This is a genomic window from Candidatus Rokuibacteriota bacterium (genome assembly GCA_016209385.1).
Classification (GTDB): Bacteria; Methylomirabilota; Methylomirabilia; order Rokubacteriales; family CSP1-6; genus JACQWB01.
Window position 1 is genome coordinate 22,469 of record JACQWB010000149.1, and the last position, 16,556, is coordinate 39,024.

A 16,556-nucleotide genomic window follows, 5' to 3' on the forward strand; every position below is an offset into this window, starting at 1 on the left:
GCGTGGGTACCCGGGCCCCCTCCGAGGCCTCCCCCAGGAATCGGTTGCGCGGGCCAAGTCCGCGCTCGAAGGGCATTACTCCGCCACGCGCCTAGAGATACGCCTCGAGGTCCTGGGGCGGGTGGGCGAACTTGCGGACCTTCGAGTGCCTGAGGTCGAGGGCGACCAGACCTTCGGCGACCTTGACTCCGACGGCGACGGGGTCGATGACCGGGACCCCCGCGAGGCGCGAGAGTTCCGCGTCGTAGCCGCACAGCCCGGCGCAGGCGAGGATCACGACCTCCGCGCGGTCCTCCGCCACCACCTTCTGGATCTCCGCCTTGAGCTGGCGCAGCGTCTCCTCCCGGTTCGTCACGCACTCCTCGACGTTGACGTTGATCGCGCGGACCGACGCGCACTTGGCCTCGAAGCCGTAGAAGCGGACCAGGTCCTGCTGGTAGGGAATGAACTGGTCGAGCATCGTCAGGGTGGAGAAGCGGTGGCCGAGGAGCGCGGCGACCGCCATGGACGCCTCCGAGATGGAGACGACCGGGATGTCGAGGGCCTCCTTGAGCGCGTCGATCCCGACGCGGCCGAAGCCGGCGAGGACGACCGCATCGGGCCGGTGGAGCTTCACCGCCTCGAGGCAGGTCCGGATCATGTAGGCGCCGGACAGGTAGTCGCCGAAGGCGGAGTCGATGTTGCGCGTCCCGCCCTTGGTCGTGACGCCGATCAGCTCGGTTTCGGGCGCCGCGCCCCGGCGCGCCGACTGCATGATCGCGGCCGTTACTGTCTCCGAGCTGTTGGGGTTGATGACCAGCAGCCGCATGCGACCTCCCCGGGTCGTGCCCGCTTCCCCACCGCCCGAATTGTGGTCCCGGGCGGCCACGGGCGTCAAGCGAAACCTTCCTCACGGCATGACTTCCCCGCCGTTCGGCCCGAGCGTCTGGCCGCAGAAGTAGCGCGCCTCGTCCGAGGCCAGGAAGACGAACACGGGGGCCACGTCGTTAGGGCGGCCGAGCCGCTTGAGCGGCAGCGCCGCGGCGATCTCGCGCTTGCGCTCCTCGGGAAGCGGATCGAAGCCGGTGTCCACGAGCCCCGGGGCGACGGCGTTCACCTGGATCGCGGGCGCGAGCTCCTGGGCGAGGGAGCGGGTGAAGGTCACGATGCCGCCCTTGGCCGCGGAGTAGGCCGTATAGCGCGCCCGGCCGGTGTAGGCGAGCTGCGAGCACATGTTGATGATCCTCCCGGTCCCGCGCGCCTGCATGTGCGGGACCACCGCGCGGCAGCAGAGGAAAGTGCCGCGGAGATGCACGGCCATCATCCGGTCCCAGTCCTCCACGCTCATCTCGGTGATCGCCTGGGCCTTCTGGATCCCGGCGTTGTTGACGAGGACATCGATGCGGCCGAAGGCCTGGAGGACCCGGTCCACCATCACCCGGACGTCGTCCTCCCGGGTCACGTCCGCCTTGACGGCGAGGGCGCGCCGGCCTTTCCCCTGGATCGCCTCGACCAGGCTCCGAGCATCCGGCTCGCGGGCGATGTAGTTCACCGCGACGTCGGCCCCCTCGGCGGCGAAGGCCAGGCAGACCTCGCGTCCGATCCCCGTGTTCCCACCCGTCACGACCGCCGTTTTCCCGTCCAGCCGTCCCATGGCGCCTCCTCAGTGCGACCTCAGGCCGAGGGCGCGGCGAGCGCCTCCAGGGCCGCCGTGAAGCAGCCGAGCGGCGCCCGGACGACCCCCGCGCCCACCTGACCCACGCCGGCTTTCCGGCCGGCGATCCCGGTGTTGATGAGCGGCGTGATGCCCGTCGCGACGACGCGGCGCACGTCGATGCCGACCGGGACCCCGCGCTCGTCCTGGGTCGGGATCCTGAAATGCGGGTGCTCGCCCAGGGTGATCTCCCGCATCTCCTCCGTGATCCTGAGCGCTTCGGCCAGGCCGCCGGCGCCGACGAACCCGGCGACGGCCGGCGAGGCGGCCATCGCCATGCCCCCGAGGCCGATCGTCTCCACGATGGCCGAGTCACCGAGGTCCGGGTTCGCGTCCTCCGGCCCGAACCCCGGGAAGAAGAGCCCCTCGGGGGTATTGACCGGCGCCGTGAACCAGCGCTCCCCGCAGCCGGCCACCCGGATGCCGAACTCCGTGCCGTTCCGCGCCATCGCGGCGACTACCGTCGCGCCGCGGATCCCGAGGATCGGGTCCGTCGCCGCCTTGGCCGCCGCCATCACCAGGTTCAGGAAGAACTGGTCGTTGCCGACGATAAAGTCGGCGAGCCGGGCGAGCTCCGGGCCCGATGCCTCGCGCACGAGCGGGGAAAGGATCGCGCGCACGAAGAGCGACGACGCGGCGACGTTCCGCTGGTGCATCTCGTCGCCCATGCGGAGCGCCTGCGCCATGAGCGGCCTGAGCGGGATCCCGCCCGCGCGACGGAGCGCGCGTCCGAGGAGCGGGCCGGCCTCGTCCCTGAGCCAGGCCAGGCGCGTGAGGACGCCCTCATCGTTGGCGCCGAAGCGGAGCACGCGCCCCAACCCCTCGTTGATCGTCGCCGAGGCGCGGTTGCTGAGCGCTCGGTTCTCGACGACGAAGACCGGCATCGAGCGCGTGATCAGGCCCGTCATCGGCCCGACCGCGCCCCGATGGTGGCACGGCTCGAACCTCACCCGCCCGCGCGCCGCCAGCTCGGCCGCCTCGGGTTCACTCCCGGCCCAGCCCTCGTATCTGAGCGCGCCCATGACCGCGGCCTGGAGCGGCGGGCACATCGCGTCCCATTCGATCGGCGGCCCCGCGTGGAGCACCGCGTGGGCCTCGAGCCCGAGGGCCTCGGCGGCGGGGACGCAGTCCACGAGCACCGGTTCCGCCGCGACGAGTCGGCTCACAGCGTCAGCGTTCGCGGCCTTCACGCTCACGTCACACCCCGAGGGCCGGGCGTGGCCAGCGGATGCGGCGACGCAACCACCCCGCGGCGCCCGACGGCAGCGGGCCAGCGGGTCTCAGGCCTCACCACAGGTGACCGGGCTTGACAGTTCCCCGACATCGCTCGCATAGTGCAATCGATGGCGGCAAGACGCTCGGTCGTTTTGGCTCTCCTCTTCATCGGCCTGATGCTTCTGGCCCAGGTGCAGTACGGTCTGGCCATCGTCGATGAGGTCTGGGATTCGATCCTCTCGTGGGACAATCCCGCGAGCCAGGCGGTCGAGGACGCCGCCTCGCTGACTCCCCCGCGCATCGATCCGGCCCTCCAGGCCTGCGATCATATCACCGCGTCGGCCGGTTCCTGTTCGGGACGCCTCTTCCTGGCCGAGTGGCCAGCCTCGGCCCAGAGCCCTGCCAGTTCCCCCCGGATCATCAGGCCCCCTCCCACCGCGTAGCCTCCCGGTCGTCTCAATCCAAGCTTCGGGCTGGGCAGCATAGGGTTACCCTGACCCGGGGCTCCGACTACTCATCGCGGAGGCGCGCCATGGAAATGGGCTGGACGGAACGGCTCGTTGGCATTGTGATAATCGTTCTGGCGTTTATCTGCATCGCGTTTTACCACGTGATCTTCGACAGAATCCGTCGTCGGAAACGAGCGACGGCTTCGAAACAAGCCTTGCCGACCGACGAGGAGGCGACGCCCGGGCCCAGTGGTCCGCGGGGCGATTCCCGGTAATTGCCGGCGTCGCGACGGGCGCCGGAGCCACCTCCGGCGCCCTCGGTGCGCGCCCATCGGTTCCCCTTCAGCCCACGACCTGGGGAGCGATCACGCGCACGAAGCGCTCCATGGTTCCGAGGACCGAATCCAGCGTCTCCCGCCCAAGCTCGGGAAGACCGTAGAAGAGGTCGAGGTTCATGTAGTTGCGAGGGAAACGTGGCGAAATGGGGAAGATTGATCCCTAACTTCATGCCGCAATCCCCCTACCTGCCCTTGAACGTGGGGGTCTTCTTCTGGGCGAACGCGGTGACGCCGTCCCTGAAGTCCTCGGTGTGGCCGCTCCGGGCAATGGCCTGGGACTCCAGCTCCATCTGGGTCTCCAGGCTCTCGTGGGTGGACTGGTGGAAGAGGAGCTTGGCCCCGCCGAAGGCGAGCGTGGGCCCCTGGGCGAGCTCTCGCGCCAGGCTTCGTAGCGCCTCGGAGAACTCGGCGTCGGCGACGACGCGCGTGACCAGCCCCCACTCGAGCGCCTCGCGCGCGCTGAGGACGCGGTTCGTGAAATAGAGCTCCATGGCGCGCCTGAGCCCGATCAGCCGGGGGAGGAAATAGCTCGACGAGCCGTCGGGCGTCGCCGCGATCTTCGAGTAGGCCATCGTGAAGCGCGCCGACTCGGCCGCGATCACGAGGTCGCCCGAGAGCGCGAGGGAGAGCCCGCCGCCGGCCGCGACGCCGTTGACGCCCATGATCACCGGCTTCTGGCTCCTCACCAGCCTCGAGACAGCTCCGTGGAGGTACGTCGTCAGCTCCTTGACCAGGATCCCGATCCGCGGCAGGTTGTCGGCGAAGTCCTTGACGTCGCCGCCAGCGCAGAACGCCTTGCCGGCTCCGGTGACGACGATACAGCGGACGTCCGGATTCTCGTCCAGCTCCAGCGACGCGTCGAAGAGCTCGCGCGCCAGGGTCAGGTTCAGCGCGTTGTAGGCCTCCGGCCGGTTCAGGGTGACGGTGCCGACCTGATCCTTGATCTCGAACAGGAGCGTCTTGTACGCCATGGCCGTGCCCTCCGGGGTTCGGGTGTTCGGGTGAAAAGCGCTGCCATTCTACCTCAAGCGCCCTCAGCGTTGCACGGACCAGTCCCAGTGGCGCGCGGCGCGATCGTGGACCCGCGGGAGATCCTCGGCGAGCAGGTACCCGGCCTTCGCCAGCGTCGCGGCGGCTGTTGACACCGCGCGAAGGTAGTCGGCTCGCGTCGGATAGAGCTTCTCGATGCTCGGGCGCTGATCGCCGCTCCGCGCTCTCTCCGCCTCGGTACGGGGCAACGGGATGTAGGTGCCGAGAAAATCCGTCAGCTCATCCGTCGCGCCGGGAAACCCGGTTCTCAGGTTCCACGGGGTGTACGTCGCGAGGGGCGCGAGCAGCTCCACGCCCCTGACGCCGGCGACCTCGTTGCCGAGGTCGTCCACCTGGGAGACCAGCGACGGGAAGGCTTTGCCGAGTACTGGCGGCTCGAGGGTGATGATCCCCCTCGCCCAGTGCGGACCGTAGTCCACACGGTAGGCCTCGTGGATCAACCTCGGGAGCGGCACCCCGGGGATCTTCGGGAACCTGACCCGGTCGATCGACACCAGCGAGCCGGCATCGATCCGCGGGTGACTGCTCGGAGGCGGCTCGACCCCGTCAGCCACCCACGCTGTCAGACGCACGAGCAGGGCGCGGAGCGAGACCAGGAAGTCGAGCGGGTTGCCCCGGTAAGCCCTCACTCCCTCGCCGGCTGCGCGGGATGCGGGTGGGAACGACCCCACGAAGTGCTGGCCGCCCGCGAGATGATAGACGCGCTCGTTCGAAAGCAGCTCGGTATCGGCCCGCCCGTCCACCGTCGTGTGGATGAGTGACGCCGCGCGCCCCCAGTACTCGTAGCCGGTGTTCGTGTAGAAGACCTTCGGGAGGTGGTCCTGGCTCTGACGGGCGAAGAGACCGTCGCTCCTCCCGGTCTCGGGATCCCGCTGAGCCCGGCCGGTGAACGGAAACAGATCTACCGGGTAGAAGAACGAGGAGTAGCGCTGGGCGTCCCGCGACGGCTGGGCGAAGCGGTGGTTGAAGCTCCCGCGCCCGGCGCCCGCCGTGTGGATCAGCATCCCGTCGAAGGCCTTCCGCCCCTGCTCGTCGGTGTTGAACCCCTCGTAGATGAACTGGCGCAGGAACCGACCGGTCTGGGAGATCCCGACGGCGATCCCGGCCTTCGCCGGGAAGAGGCTCCTGGAATCGTACTTGGCGTACGAAACGACGTCCCGCACAGCGGCGAGGCCCAGCCCCGCCACGACGGGGTTCCGGCCGCGGTAGACCAGCTCGTAGATCTTCCCCGCTAGAAAGCCGGCGGGCATGTGGATGTGCCCGCGGTCCTCGACGACCTCGCCGCCCGCCTCCCGCGCGAAGCGCCACTGATCGCGCGGGACAACGCGGCGCGGCGCCAGGCGACCGTCGCGAACGGTCAGCACGTTATCGGGACGCCCCGGGTCGTGCACGGGATAGGACACGTGGTTGCGGTGGCCGAGGCTCAACGTCCTGACGGTCCGGTCGACCGTCCAGTCGCTCCGGACCAGGCCCTCGACCGGCGCGCCGTCGCCCGTCGCCACAGGCACGTCGAGGCGCAGGAGACCGTACTGGAGCGGAACGTCGAACTGCCAGCCGACCCAGATCGCCGTCAGGCCCTGGCGCATGAGCAAGCCGTCACCAAAGTCCTCGGGCGTGGTGGGATCGAGGTTCCAGCGCGCGCCGTTGAAGTACGGGAGCGCCGCCTTCCCGCCCCGGTTGCTCACCTCGAGGAGCGCGACGCCACGCCCCGCGCGCGGCTCCTTGGGCTTGAGGACCATGAAGTTTGCCCGGGCCTCGACCAGGCCCGCGGCGTTCCGGGGCGCCCGCTCAAGATCGGCGATCCGCGCGTTCGCGGGATTGGCGGGATCGAAGGCGAAGAAGATCCTGCCGGCGAGCTTCTCGTACGGGCCCGCCGCGCCGAAGGCTGCGCTGCCGAGCACGGTCTCGCGCATCTCGACCTCGACGCGCTGGACCGCCGCCGACGCGTCAGAAGGCGCGAGCGCGACAGCCAGCGCGAGAAGGACGATCCGGCGTCGGAGGCGCGGCGTCAGGAGAGATCGACCCAGACGGTCTTGACCTCGGTGTAGAGCTCGAGCCCCGCCGAGCCCAGCTCCCGCCCGAACCCGGACTCCTTGAACCCGCCGAAGGGCAGCGCGGCGTCGTAGAGGTTGTAGGCGTTCACCCAGACCGTGCCGGCGCGGAGCGCCCGTGCCGCGCGGAGCGCCTTCGCCACGTCGCGTGTCCACACGGCCGCGGCGAGCCCGTAGGTCGTCGTGTTCCCCTCCGCAATCCCCTCCTCGATCGCCTTGAACGGGATCACCGAGAGGACCGGCCCGAAGATCTCCTCGCGCGCGATCTTCATCCGGTTCGAGACCTGGTCGAAGATGGTGGGCTCGATGAAGAAGCCCTTGCCGTTCCCCACCTTGGCCTGGCCGCCACCCGTCACCACGCGCGCGCCCTCCTGCTTTCCGGCCTCGATGTACGAAAGTACAGTCTCCATCTGCTGCTTGGAGACCACGGGGCCCATCCGCGTCGCCTTGTCCATGGGATCGCCGACCTTGAGCCCCTTGACCCGGTCGGTCAGCTTGGCGACGAACTCGTCGTGGATCTTCTCCTCGAGGAAAAGCCGGGAGCCGGCGGCGCAGACCTCGCCCTTGTTATAGAAGATGCCGGTCATCGCCCCCCTCACGGCCGCCTCCATGTCAGCGTCGGCGAAGACGATGTTCGGCGACTTGCCGCCCAGCTCGAGGGAGACGCGTTTGAGCGTGCCCGCCGCCTCGCTCATGATCTTTTTGCCGACTTCCGTCGAACCCGTAAACGCGATCTTGTCCACACCCGCATGACGCACCAGCGCCATCCCGACCTTGGAGCCGGGGCCGGTGACGACGTTGAACACGCCCTCGGGAAGCCCGGCCTCCGCGCAGAGCTCGGCGAACTTGAGCGCTGTCAGTGGCGTCAGCGACGCCGGTTTCAGGACCACCGTATTGCCGGCCGCGAGGGCCGGGGCGATTTTCCACGATGCGAGGAGGAACGGGAAGTTCCAGGGAACGATCGCCCCCACGACGCCGATGGGCTGGCGGAGCGTGAACGTGAAGGCGCCCTCGCGGAGGGCGAGGGTCTCCCCGTGGATCTTGGTCGCCCACCCCGCGTAGTAGCGGAAGACCTCGGCGGCGAACGGGATCTCGACCTTGCCCGAGTCGAAGAGGGTCTTCCCCGTGCAGAGACTCTCGAACCGCGCCATCTCGTCCAGGTTCGCCATGATCAGGTCCGCGAGCTTCCAGACGATGCGGCCCCGCTCGGCTGCGCTCATCTTCGGCCAGGGGCCAGAGTCGAAAGCCTTCCGTGCGGCCTGCACCGCCAAGTCGATGTCGCGCTCGTCGCCCTTGCCCACCCGCGCGCTCTCCTCCTCCGTCGCGGGGTTGACCGTGGCGTAGGTCTCGCCTGAGAGCGGCGCGCGCCAGCTACCGCCGATGAACAGCTCGCTCTTCATCGTGTTGCCTCCTCCGCCCATTCGGGCGGTCCAAGCATCGCTCTGTGTGTGAGCTGCCGAAACCCTTGCTGATCCAGGATCACCGCGCTCCTCAGCCCTTGACTCCACCGGCCCCGATCCCTGTCACGAGGTGGCGCTGGATGAAGCCGAAGACGAGCGCCATCGGCAGCGTGACCAGCACCGAAGCGGCCATCATCAGCCCCCAGTTCACATCGGTGGCCGACAGGAAGCGCATCAGGCCCGGGGGCAGCGTCCGGAGCGACTCGTCGGAAATCAGGAGGAGGGCGAAGAGGTACTCGTTCCAGGCGAAGATAAACGCAAAGATCCCCGTGGCGATGATCCCGGGCATCGCCTGGGGAAGGACCACGCGCACGAAGGCGCCCCACCGGGACGCCCCGTCGATCATGGCGGCCTCCTCGTAGTCGCGCGGGATCGCGCGGAAGAAGCCCCGCAGCACCCACATGATAAAGGGCACCGCGAAGGTCATGTAGGAGAGCGTCAGGCCGGTGTGGCTGTTGGAGAGCCTGAGGCGGGCGAAGAGCATGACGAGCGGAATCGCCAGGAGCGCGCCCGGGAACATGTACGCCAGCAGCACCGAGCCTCCAAACAGCTCCTTGCCGCGGAACGAGAAGCGCGCCAGGGCGAAGGCCCCCAGCGTGCCGACGACCAGGGAGAGGACGGTGCTGAACAGGCCCACCTTCACGCTGTTGAAGAAAAGCCGCGCAAAGTCCGTGAGGGTCAGCAGATCGTTGTAGTTCCGGAGCGTCCAGGTGCGCGGGATCCACGAGGGCGGCACCTGGAAGACCTCCTGCTGCGGCTTCAGCGAGGTCACGGACATCCAGTAGAGCGGGAAACAGACGACACCCAGCAGGAGCAGCGCGAGGCCGTAATGCTGGAAGGCCCGGAACCGGGCGACCCATCGGCCCCTACGGGTCCTCACGCGAACTCCTCCTTGGGAAAGAGCCGGAAGTAGAGCAGCATGACCGCTACGAGAAAGAAGAACATGACCACTGCCACCGCGGAACCGCGGCCGACCTCATAGAGACCGAAGGCTTGCTCGTAGACCAGGATCGGCAAGGTCATGGTGGCCCGGAGCGGACCTCCCCCCGTGAGGAGGAACACGACCTCGAAGTTGTTGAACATCCAGATCGTCCGGAGCAGCGCCACAACCACCAGCACGTCGCGGATCTGCGGCAGGGTGATTTCCAGGAACCGGGCACCCGCGCCCGCGCCGTCAACCCGCGCGGCCTCGTACAGCTCCTGCGGGATCACCTGCAGCCGCGCCAGCACCATCACGACGACGAACGGGAAGTATTTCCACGTCGCCACGAGGATCACGCTCCAGAGCGCGGTGTCCGGGTGGGCCAGCCACGCAAGCGGCCGGCTGATCAGCCCGAGCTGGAGCAAGAGGTAGTTGAGCACGCCGTACAGCGCGTTGTAGAGCAGGATCCACACGAGAACGACGGAGACGATCGGCGTCATGTAGGGGAACAGGATGAGCCCGCGCGCGATCGACCGGCCTCGAAACGGCTGGTGGAGGAGCAGGGCAGCCGCCGTGCCCAGGATCAGCTGGAAGCCGACCGTGGCGCCAGCCCAGAACACGCTGTGCCAGAGGGCCTCCCAGAACTCCGGGTTAGTGAGAAGCCAGATATAGTTGCCGAGCCCGACGAACGTCCCGCTCACGTCCAGCAGGTGGCGGTTGAACAGGCTCGTGTAGATCCCGTACCCGAGGGGATAGAGGAGGAGCGCGACAAAGAACACCAGGCTCGGGAGCAGCAGGACGGGCCCGAGGTTCCGTTCGATGAGGCGGGCGGTCATGGCCGGGTGGGCGGCCCGCCTGGGTTCGCCGACGAGCCGCCCCGTCTCTCCCTACCCTCTGATGTCCCGGGTCACCTCCACCATCTGCCTGTGGGCCCACTCGACGGCCTTGCCGACTGGCTCCTTGCCGATCACGATCTTCTGGACGCAGTCGGTGAGAACGTTCTTCTCCTCGACGGCGAGGTACTTGTAGTTGAATGGGTGATGCCTCGACTCGTGGGTCGGCGAGATGGCGAAGTCGATGGGGGTGATCAGGCTCGGCACGATCTCCGGGTTCTCCTTGAGCCACTGATGCTGGCCGTAGAGGCGCTCGACGCTCTTCCGAGTGGGGACGACATGACCTGCCACCGGCGACAGAAGACGGGTGAGCTGCTCGGCCTGGAGCATGAACTTGACCAGCTCGACCGCCTCCTTCGCGCCCGCGGCGTTCCTGTAGACGTAGAACTCGTCGAAGTGGAGCGTGGTGCGGTACTGCTTGTCCCGCGGGATGTGCGCGGTCGCGCTCTTCGGGAGCAGCTGGGGAGCCTGGGCGTAGAGGTGGGAGAGGACCCGGCCCCAGTAGAAGGTGGTCGCCGTCTTCCCGGAGGTGAAGGCCGCGGAAGCTTCGCGGAAGCCGTACTGCCCGACATCGGGCGGGGAGAACCTGGTCGCCATCTCCCCGTAGTAGGTCAGGGCCCGTCGGGTCTCGGGGGAATCGAACACGACGTTGAGCTTCTCGTCGAACAGCAGGCCTCCCGCGCTCCAGATGGTGATGAGCGCCATCAGGTGCGTGTTCCAGGTCCGTCCCGCGCTGAAGACGGCGCCGTAGGTCCCCTTCGCCGGATCGGTGAGCTTTTCTCCCACCGCCCGGTAGTCGTCCCAGGTCACCGGCGGCTTCAGCCCCTTTTCGGCCAGGAGGTCCTTCCGGTACCAGAGCACCGGCCACTGGCCGCCATACGGGATCGCCATCTGGATGCCGCCGTACTGCCAGACCTTGAGGGCCGCCTCCTGGAAGTCTGCCCGTCCGAGGGCGTCGATGAGGGGGGCCAGATCGAGCACCAGCCCGCGCTTGACCTGCGCAGCGACGAACGAGGGGTTGCTGCCGCCGGCGACGATCTCCGGCGGGGACCCGGCCGCAATGTCGGCGGCGAGCTTCTTGGTGATGTCGTCCCACTTGGCGTATTCGCCCTTGGCGGTGATGTCCTTGTGCTTCGCGCCGAAATCCTCGAAGACCGCGTTCCAGGCCTTGATCTGCCCGGGATCGGCCTCGGGCGTCAAGAGGCGGAGCGTCTTCGCCGCCTGCGAGCGCCGCGGCGATCCCAAACCGAAGAGCAGTCCGGCGCCAGCGCCCGCCCCCAAGCGCACAAATCGGCGACGCGTCATGAAACTCACCCGATGATTGCTCATGTTCGTGTCCTCCTCCTTGAGCATGCCGAAACGATGAGGTCTGGACTCGCCCCGACCACTGCCGGAGAATCAGGTTAACACCAACCGGGCGACCCTGTCCTGAGGCTACGGGGCCTCCAACAAATTGCATGCAACTGAACGGAGAGTTCGGCGTGCCGGGCCAAATAACGAGCATGACGAGGACGCAGGGAGGAGCCGACCGGAGCGTACGCAGTTGTACGTGAGGATCGGCGACGACCGAGGACGAAGTAAGGCGAAGTTAGTTGGCACGGCACTAGCGGCGCTCGCCGACCCGGTGGAGCTTTAATAAGTTCGTCGTCCCCGTGACCCACATCGGAGCGCCCGAGATGATGACGAGCACATCGTCAGGCTTGACCGAGCCATCGCCGAGCAGCGTCGCCTCCACCTCCTCGATCATCTCGTCGGTGGTCTCGACCTTCCTGATGAGCCGGGAGGACACCCCCCAGAAGAGCGCGAGGCGCCGCTGGACCGCGACGTCGGGGGTCAGCGCGATAACGGGCACCTCGGGGCGCTCGTGAGAGATGAGGCGGGCCGTGAACCCCGACTGCGTGAAGGCCACGATCGCCCGCGCCTTGAGCGTGCGCGCGGCGTGACAGGCCGCGTCGGAGATCGCCCCCGGGAAGCCATAGACCTCCTGCCGCCGGCGGTCCACGTGTTTCAGCGGGAGCGATTGCTCGGCCCGCTCGGCGATCCGGCCCATGACCTCCACCGCCTCCACGGGATGCTGGCCGGTCGCCGTCTCGGCCGAGAGCATGATGGCGTCTGCACCGTCGAAGATCGCCGTGGCCACGTCGGAGACCTCGGCGCGCGTGGGGCGGGGATGGGTCGCCATGGATTCGAGCATCTGGGTCGCCACGATGACCGGCACCTTCGCGAGGCGTGCCCGGCGGATCACCTCTTTCTGGATGATCGGCACCTCCTCCAGCGGGACGTCCATGCCCAGGTCCCCACGCGCCACCATCACGGCGTCCACCAGGGCCAGAATCTCGGGGAGGTTGGCCACAGCCTCCCCGCGCTCGAGCTTGGCGACGACCGGGACGTCGGCGCCATGCTGGTGGAGAAACTTCCTCACCTCCTGAATGTCGGCCGCCGATCGCACGAAGGAGACCGCCACGTAGTCGACCCCGTGCTGGATCCCGAACGTGAGGTCCTGGCGGTCCTTGTCCGTCAGGCACGAGACCGGGACCGCGAGTCGTGGGAACGAGACTCCCTTGTGGTCCGACAGCGTCCCGCCCGCCACGACGCGACACCGGATCTCCTCACCCTCGACGGCGTCCACCCGGAGCTGGACCATGCCGTCCCCGAGCCAGATCGGGTCGCCGGCCTTCAGCACGCCAACGAGCTCGGGATGGCTGATCGTGGCCCGCGCGGCAGTGCCGAGGCACGGCTCAGGCGTGAGCGTGAAGGGCTGCCCCGACGCGACGACGGCGCTCCCGCCCGCGAAGGTACCGAGGCGCACCTTCGGCCCCTGAAGGTCCTGGAGGATCGCGACGGGCTTCTTCCAGCGCCCCTCCCTTTCCCTGAGCCGCCGGATCACCTCGGCGTGCTCGGCGTGGCTGCCGTGGGAGAAGTTGAGCCGCGCGACGTCCATCCCGGCGCTCACGAGGGCGTCAAGGGTTTCCGGAGACGCGCTCGCTGGTCCGATCGTGCAGACGATCTTGGTCCGGCGCATGGACGAGCTCAGGGCTTGATCACCTTTGATCTGAACCGCTCGAACAGCCAGTCCAAGAAGAACTTGGCGAATTCCCGATCGTCAGTGACGCGCTTGTAGAACTTGAAGTTCGTCTCGACCATGTCCTGGAGGCGGTCGTTCACGATAAGGTCGAACGTGAGGCGAGCGTTCTCCGGCGTGTTCGTCCGCACGCTCGCCGTGAGGGATGGGTCCCCGGCGAGCTTGTCCTCGAGCTGCTGGATAAAGACCCGGTCCTCCTCGGTAAAGTCGGTCCCGAACCGCTCGTTGAGCTCCCGGATGATCTGGGAAAGCAGCTCGATCTCCTCGGGCGCCGGTCCCTGGGCCGGCTTGACTCCGATCGGCTCAACCTCTCCCTGACCGCGCTCCAGGCCGATCTTCCCCGTGTGCCGACGCTGGATGCGGTAGGACTCCATGTCCACGTTCTGCTGGATCTCGCGCGGCAGCTCCTCTCGGCTGGCCGGCAGGTACCGGCGCAAGAGGCGCCCGAAGACGTACAGTTTCTCAAGATCCGCGTCGGTGAAGGTCAGGATCTGAGACAGGAAGGCGTAGAGCCGGACGTAGTCGGCCAGCTTACCCCGGCAGTCCGCTTGCTCGTCTTCCGTCAGCTCCACGAACCGATCCACCACCGGCCGGAGCGCTGCATAGAGCTGGTCCTGGGTGGACCTGGGAGCGAAGTAAAGACGGGCGAAGGCATCCACCTCAACCTGGGAGAAGATGTGGAAGCCGAAGAGCTGCCGCTCGAGGTCGTAAAGGAGGTTCGGGTCGGTGGCCTCCGAAAGAAGCGTCCTCTCGTAGTACGGCTGGAAGCCTTTCTGGATATCGTCGGCCTCGTTGGCAAAATCCAGAACCACGGTCTCGGCCTTGTCCGGGTAGGTCCGGTTCAGCCTGGAGAGGGTCTGGACAGCGTTGACCCCGCTCAGCTTCTTGTCCACGTACATGGTGTGGAGCAGATGCTGGTCGAAGCCCGTCTGGAACTTCTCGGCGACGACCAGGAACCGGTACTCGGAACGCTCAAACGTCCCGGCGGTCTGGGCCTCGGGGAAGCCATTCATGTTCGACTCGGTGTAGTCCACTCCCCCGTCTCGCACAGTGCCCGAGAAGGCCACGAGGGCTTTGTAGGGATAGCCCTTCTCCCGGAGGTACTGGTCCAGCGCGAGCTTGTACCCCACCGCGTGGAGCCGCGAGCGGGTGACGATCATCGCCTTGGCTCTCCCCCCGATCCGGTGGGCCACCTGCCCGTGGAAGTGCTCCACCACAATCTCGATCTTCTTCCGGATCGCGTGCTCGTGGAGGTCCACGAACGACCGGAGCAGGTAGCTAGCCTTGTCCCGGTCGTACCGGGGGTCGTCCGAGATCTTCTTCAGGAGCCGCCAGTACACCTTGTAGGTTGTGTAGTGCTCCAGGACATCGAGGATGAACCCCTCCTCGATAGCCTGGCGCATGCTGTAGAGGCTCCAGGCCTCGAACCTCCCGTCCGTGCGCCGGGTGCCGAAGAGCTCCAGGGTTTTGGCCTTGGGGGTGGCCGTGAAGGCGAAATAGGAGACGTTGGGGAGCCGCCCCCTGGCCTTCACCTCGGCCACGATCCGATCTTCCAGGTCCTCCCCTTCCTCGCCCTCCTCCCGCTCCGCCTCGTCCAGGCTCCCCGTCGCCAGTACCTTCTTCAGGTGCTTGGCGCTCTCCCCCGTCTGCGAGGAGTGAGCCTCGTCAACGATGACTGCGAACCGCTTCTGGGGGAGGCCTCCCATCTCGTCGGCGATCACGGGGAACTTCTGGAGCGTTGTCACGATGATCGTCTTCCCCGACTCCAGGGCCTCCTTGAGCTGGCGGGAGGTCTTGTCGATGTTCTCCACCACGCCCGGCATCTGCTCGAAGGCCTGGACGGTGCGCTGGAGCTGGCGGTCGAGGACCCGCCGGTCGGTGATGACGATGATCGAGTCGAAGACCCGGCGGTCATGAGCATCGTGGAGCACCGAAAGCTGGTGGCCGAGCCAGCCGATCGAGTTCGACTTGCCGCTCCCGGCCGAGTGCTGGACAAGGTATCGCTCCCCCGGTCCGTGCTCACGGGCATGGGCGACGAGTCGCCGCACGGCATCGAGCTGGTGGTAGCGGGGGAAGATGAGGCTCCGGCGGCCTGTCGGTCTCCCCGCCTCGTCCTCTTCCTCCACCCCGTGGATGAAGTGCTGGATCAGGTTCAGGACGCTGTCTCGGGCCCAGATCCTCTCCCAGAGGTACGCCGTGGCGTAACCCGACTCCGCTGGCAGAACGGGCGGGTTCCCGGCCCCACCGAACCTGCCCTGGTTGAAAGGCAGAAAGCGCGTCCTCGTTCCTTCGAGCCGGGTCGTCACATACACGAGGTCAGGGTCAACCGCGAGATGGGCGGGAGCGGTGATCTTCATCTCGGCCTTCCTGGCGGCGGTCTTCAGGGCGCCCAGGAACTTCTCCCTGTCCTTGAAGAGGGTCCCCGGCATGCCGGCCAGCATTTTCCGGATCGCCTCTTGGAGCGCGCGCCCCTCGCCCTCCTCCCGAGCCCTGGCTTTGGGGTCCTTCTTCGAGCTCCGGGCAAGACTCCGAAACGCCGACTCTTCGTCCAGGCGGGCGATGCGCTCCTTGCTCGCCTGGAAGTTGAGCCGGAGCGGCCGCTCGACCGTGATCTTGCGGTAGCCGAAGTGGGTCGTCGGGAAGATCTTGGACACGACGACCTCTCCCTCCTTGCCGTCCTGGGTCACGAGGCGTGTGTCGCCATCCCTGAAGTCCTTGAGGATCCTCACGATGTCCCAGGCCTTCTCGGGCGGGATCTCCCGGCGCTTGTCCCCCAGGCTCCGGCGCATGGGCGCCCAGAACGACGTGGCGTCAACGAGCTGGACCTTCCACTTCCGCGCGCGCGCCTTCCGGTTGGTCAACACCCAGACGTAGGTCGCGATGCCGGTGTTGTAGAAGAGCTGCTCGGGCATGGCAATGAGGGCTTCGAGCCAGTCGTTCTCCAGGATACAGCGGCGGATCTCGCTTTCACCGCTCCCGGCGTCCCCCGTGAAGAGCGGCGAGCCGTTCATGATGATGGCCACCCGGGAGCCCCCGTCCCCCGGCGGTTCCATATGGGCCAGCATGTGCTGGAGGAACAGGAGCTGACCGTCGCTGATCCGGGGAAGCCCCGCCCCGAAGCGGCCGGACGGGCCCCGCTCATGCTCTTTCTCTACCGGCTCCTGATCCCGCTTCCAATCTTTGCCGTAGGGCGGGTTGGCGATCAGGTAGTCAAACCTGCGGCGCGGGTGGCGGTCGTTCGAGAGGGTGCTCCCGAACTCGATATTGTCGGCGTCGTGGCCGTATGTCCGTAGCATCATCATATCCGATTTGATGACCGCCCAGGTATCCGGATTCACCTCATGGCCGAAGAGGTGGACGTCCGCCTTGGGATTCACGACGTGACTTGCGGGCGTCCCAACGA

The 16,556-nt window shown here is 67.5% G+C and carries 12 protein-coding genes; 1 reads left to right on the forward strand and 11 read right to left on the reverse strand.

All coding sequences use genetic code 11. From position 1 onward, the window contains the following. Positions 1 to 91: 91 nt before the first annotated feature. The 3 genes from HY726_10490 to HY726_10500 form a co-directional block, all read right to left on the reverse strand. Complete coding sequence (locus HY726_10490) at positions 92 to 808, reverse strand: aspartate/glutamate racemase family protein (GenBank protein MBI4609427.1); 717 nt, start codon at positions 806 to 808, stop codon at positions 92 to 94. Positions 809 to 889: 81 nt separating this feature from the next. Beyond that, complete coding sequence (locus HY726_10495) at positions 890 to 1,633, reverse strand: 3-oxoacyl-ACP reductase FabG (protein MBI4609428.1); 744 nt, start codon at positions 1,631 to 1,633, stop codon at positions 890 to 892. A 20-nt stretch (positions 1,634 to 1,653) separates the two neighbouring features. Further along, entirely contained in the window at positions 1,654 to 2,889 is a 1,236-nt protein-coding gene (locus HY726_10500; GenBank protein ID MBI4609429.1) for a DUF1116 domain-containing protein, read from the reverse strand. Between the two features lie 147 nt (positions 2,890 to 3,036). Here HY726_10500 and HY726_10505 point away from each other — a divergent pair, with 147 nt between their 5' ends. Continuing rightward, positions 3,037 to 3,351, forward strand: a complete 315-nt coding sequence (locus tag HY726_10505; protein ID MBI4609430.1) for a hypothetical protein — start codon at positions 3,037 to 3,039, stop codon at positions 3,349 to 3,351. A 526-nt stretch (positions 3,352 to 3,877) separates the two neighbouring features. Here HY726_10505 and HY726_10510 read toward each other — a convergent pair. The 8 genes from HY726_10510 to HY726_10545 form a co-directional block, all read right to left on the reverse strand. Continuing rightward, positions 3,878 to 4,666: an enoyl-CoA hydratase/isomerase family protein gene (locus HY726_10510; GenBank protein ID MBI4609431.1), complete on the reverse strand. Its 789-nt coding sequence runs from the start codon at positions 4,664 to 4,666 to the stop codon at positions 3,878 to 3,880. Positions 4,667 to 4,729: 63 nt separating this feature from the next. After that, positions 4,730 to 6,658: a hypothetical protein gene (locus HY726_10515; protein ID MBI4609432.1), complete on the reverse strand. Its 1,929-nt coding sequence runs from the start codon at positions 6,656 to 6,658 to the stop codon at positions 4,730 to 4,732. 95 nt (positions 6,659 to 6,753) lie between these two features. Continuing rightward, positions 6,754 to 8,217, reverse strand: coding sequence for an aldehyde dehydrogenase family protein (locus tag HY726_10520; protein ID MBI4609433.1), 1,464 nt, complete (start codon positions 8,215 to 8,217; stop codon positions 6,754 to 6,756). Between the two features lie 70 nt (positions 8,218 to 8,287). Then, on the reverse strand, positions 8,288 to 9,136 hold the full coding sequence (locus tag HY726_10525) for a carbohydrate ABC transporter permease (GenBank protein ID MBI4609434.1): 849 nt from the start codon (positions 9,134 to 9,136) through the stop codon (positions 8,288 to 8,290). Beyond that, positions 9,133 to 10,014: a sugar ABC transporter permease gene (locus HY726_10530; GenBank protein ID MBI4609435.1), complete on the reverse strand. Its 882-nt coding sequence runs from the start codon at positions 10,012 to 10,014 to the stop codon at positions 9,133 to 9,135. The genes HY726_10525 and HY726_10530 overlap by 4 nt, the downstream gene beginning before the upstream one ends. Positions 10,015 to 10,065: 51 nt before the next feature. After that, positions 10,066 to 11,400 (reverse strand): sugar ABC transporter substrate-binding protein, encoded by a 1,335-nt coding sequence (locus tag HY726_10535; GenBank protein ID MBI4609436.1) that lies wholly within the window; start codon positions 11,398 to 11,400, stop codon positions 10,066 to 10,068. Positions 11,401 to 11,674: 274 nt separating this feature from the next. After that, positions 11,675 to 13,093, reverse strand: a complete 1,419-nt coding sequence (gene pyk, locus HY726_10540; protein ID MBI4609437.1) for a pyruvate kinase — start codon at positions 13,091 to 13,093, stop codon at positions 11,675 to 11,677. 8 nt (positions 13,094 to 13,101) lie between these two features. Then, the gene (locus HY726_10545) at positions 13,102 to 16,530 is read right to left on the reverse strand and encodes an N-6 DNA methylase (protein ID MBI4609438.1); all 3,429 of its coding nucleotides are present in this window, start codon (positions 16,528 to 16,530) and stop codon (positions 13,102 to 13,104) included. Positions 16,531 to 16,556 lie beyond the last annotated feature (26 nt).

Bases quoted from the DNA above. Each gene is read 5' to 3' on its own strand.
- HY726_10490 (MBI4609427.1), bottom strand. From the start codon at position 808: ATGCGGCTGCTGGTCATCAACCCCAACAGCTCGGAGACAGTAACGGCC.
- HY726_10495 (MBI4609428.1), bottom strand. From the start codon at position 1,633: ATGGGACGGCTGGACGGGAAAACGGCGGTCGTGACGGGTGGGAACACG.
- HY726_10505 (MBI4609430.1), top strand. From the start codon at position 3,037: ATGGCGGCAAGACGCTCGGTCGTTTTGGCTCTCCTCTTCATCGGCCTG.
- HY726_10510 (MBI4609431.1), bottom strand. From the start codon at position 4,666: ATGGCGTACAAGACGCTCCTGTTCGAGATCAAGGATCAGGTCGGCACC.
- HY726_10515 (MBI4609432.1), bottom strand. From the start codon at position 6,658: ATGCGCGAGACCGTGCTCGGCAGCGCAGCCTTCGGCGCGGCGGGCCCG.
- HY726_10520 (MBI4609433.1), bottom strand. From the start codon at position 8,217: ATGGGCGGAGGAGGCAACACGATGAAGAGCGAGCTGTTCATCGGCGGT.
- HY726_10530 (MBI4609435.1), bottom strand. From the start codon at position 10,014: ATGACCGCCCGCCTCATCGAACGGAACCTCGGGCCCGTCCTGCTGCTC.
- HY726_10535 (MBI4609436.1), bottom strand. From the start codon at position 11,400: ATGAGCAATCATCGGGTGAGTTTCATGACGCGTCGCCGATTTGTGCGC.
- pyk (MBI4609437.1), bottom strand. From the start codon at position 13,093: ATGCGCCGGACCAAGATCGTCTGCACGATCGGACCAGCGAGCGCGTCT.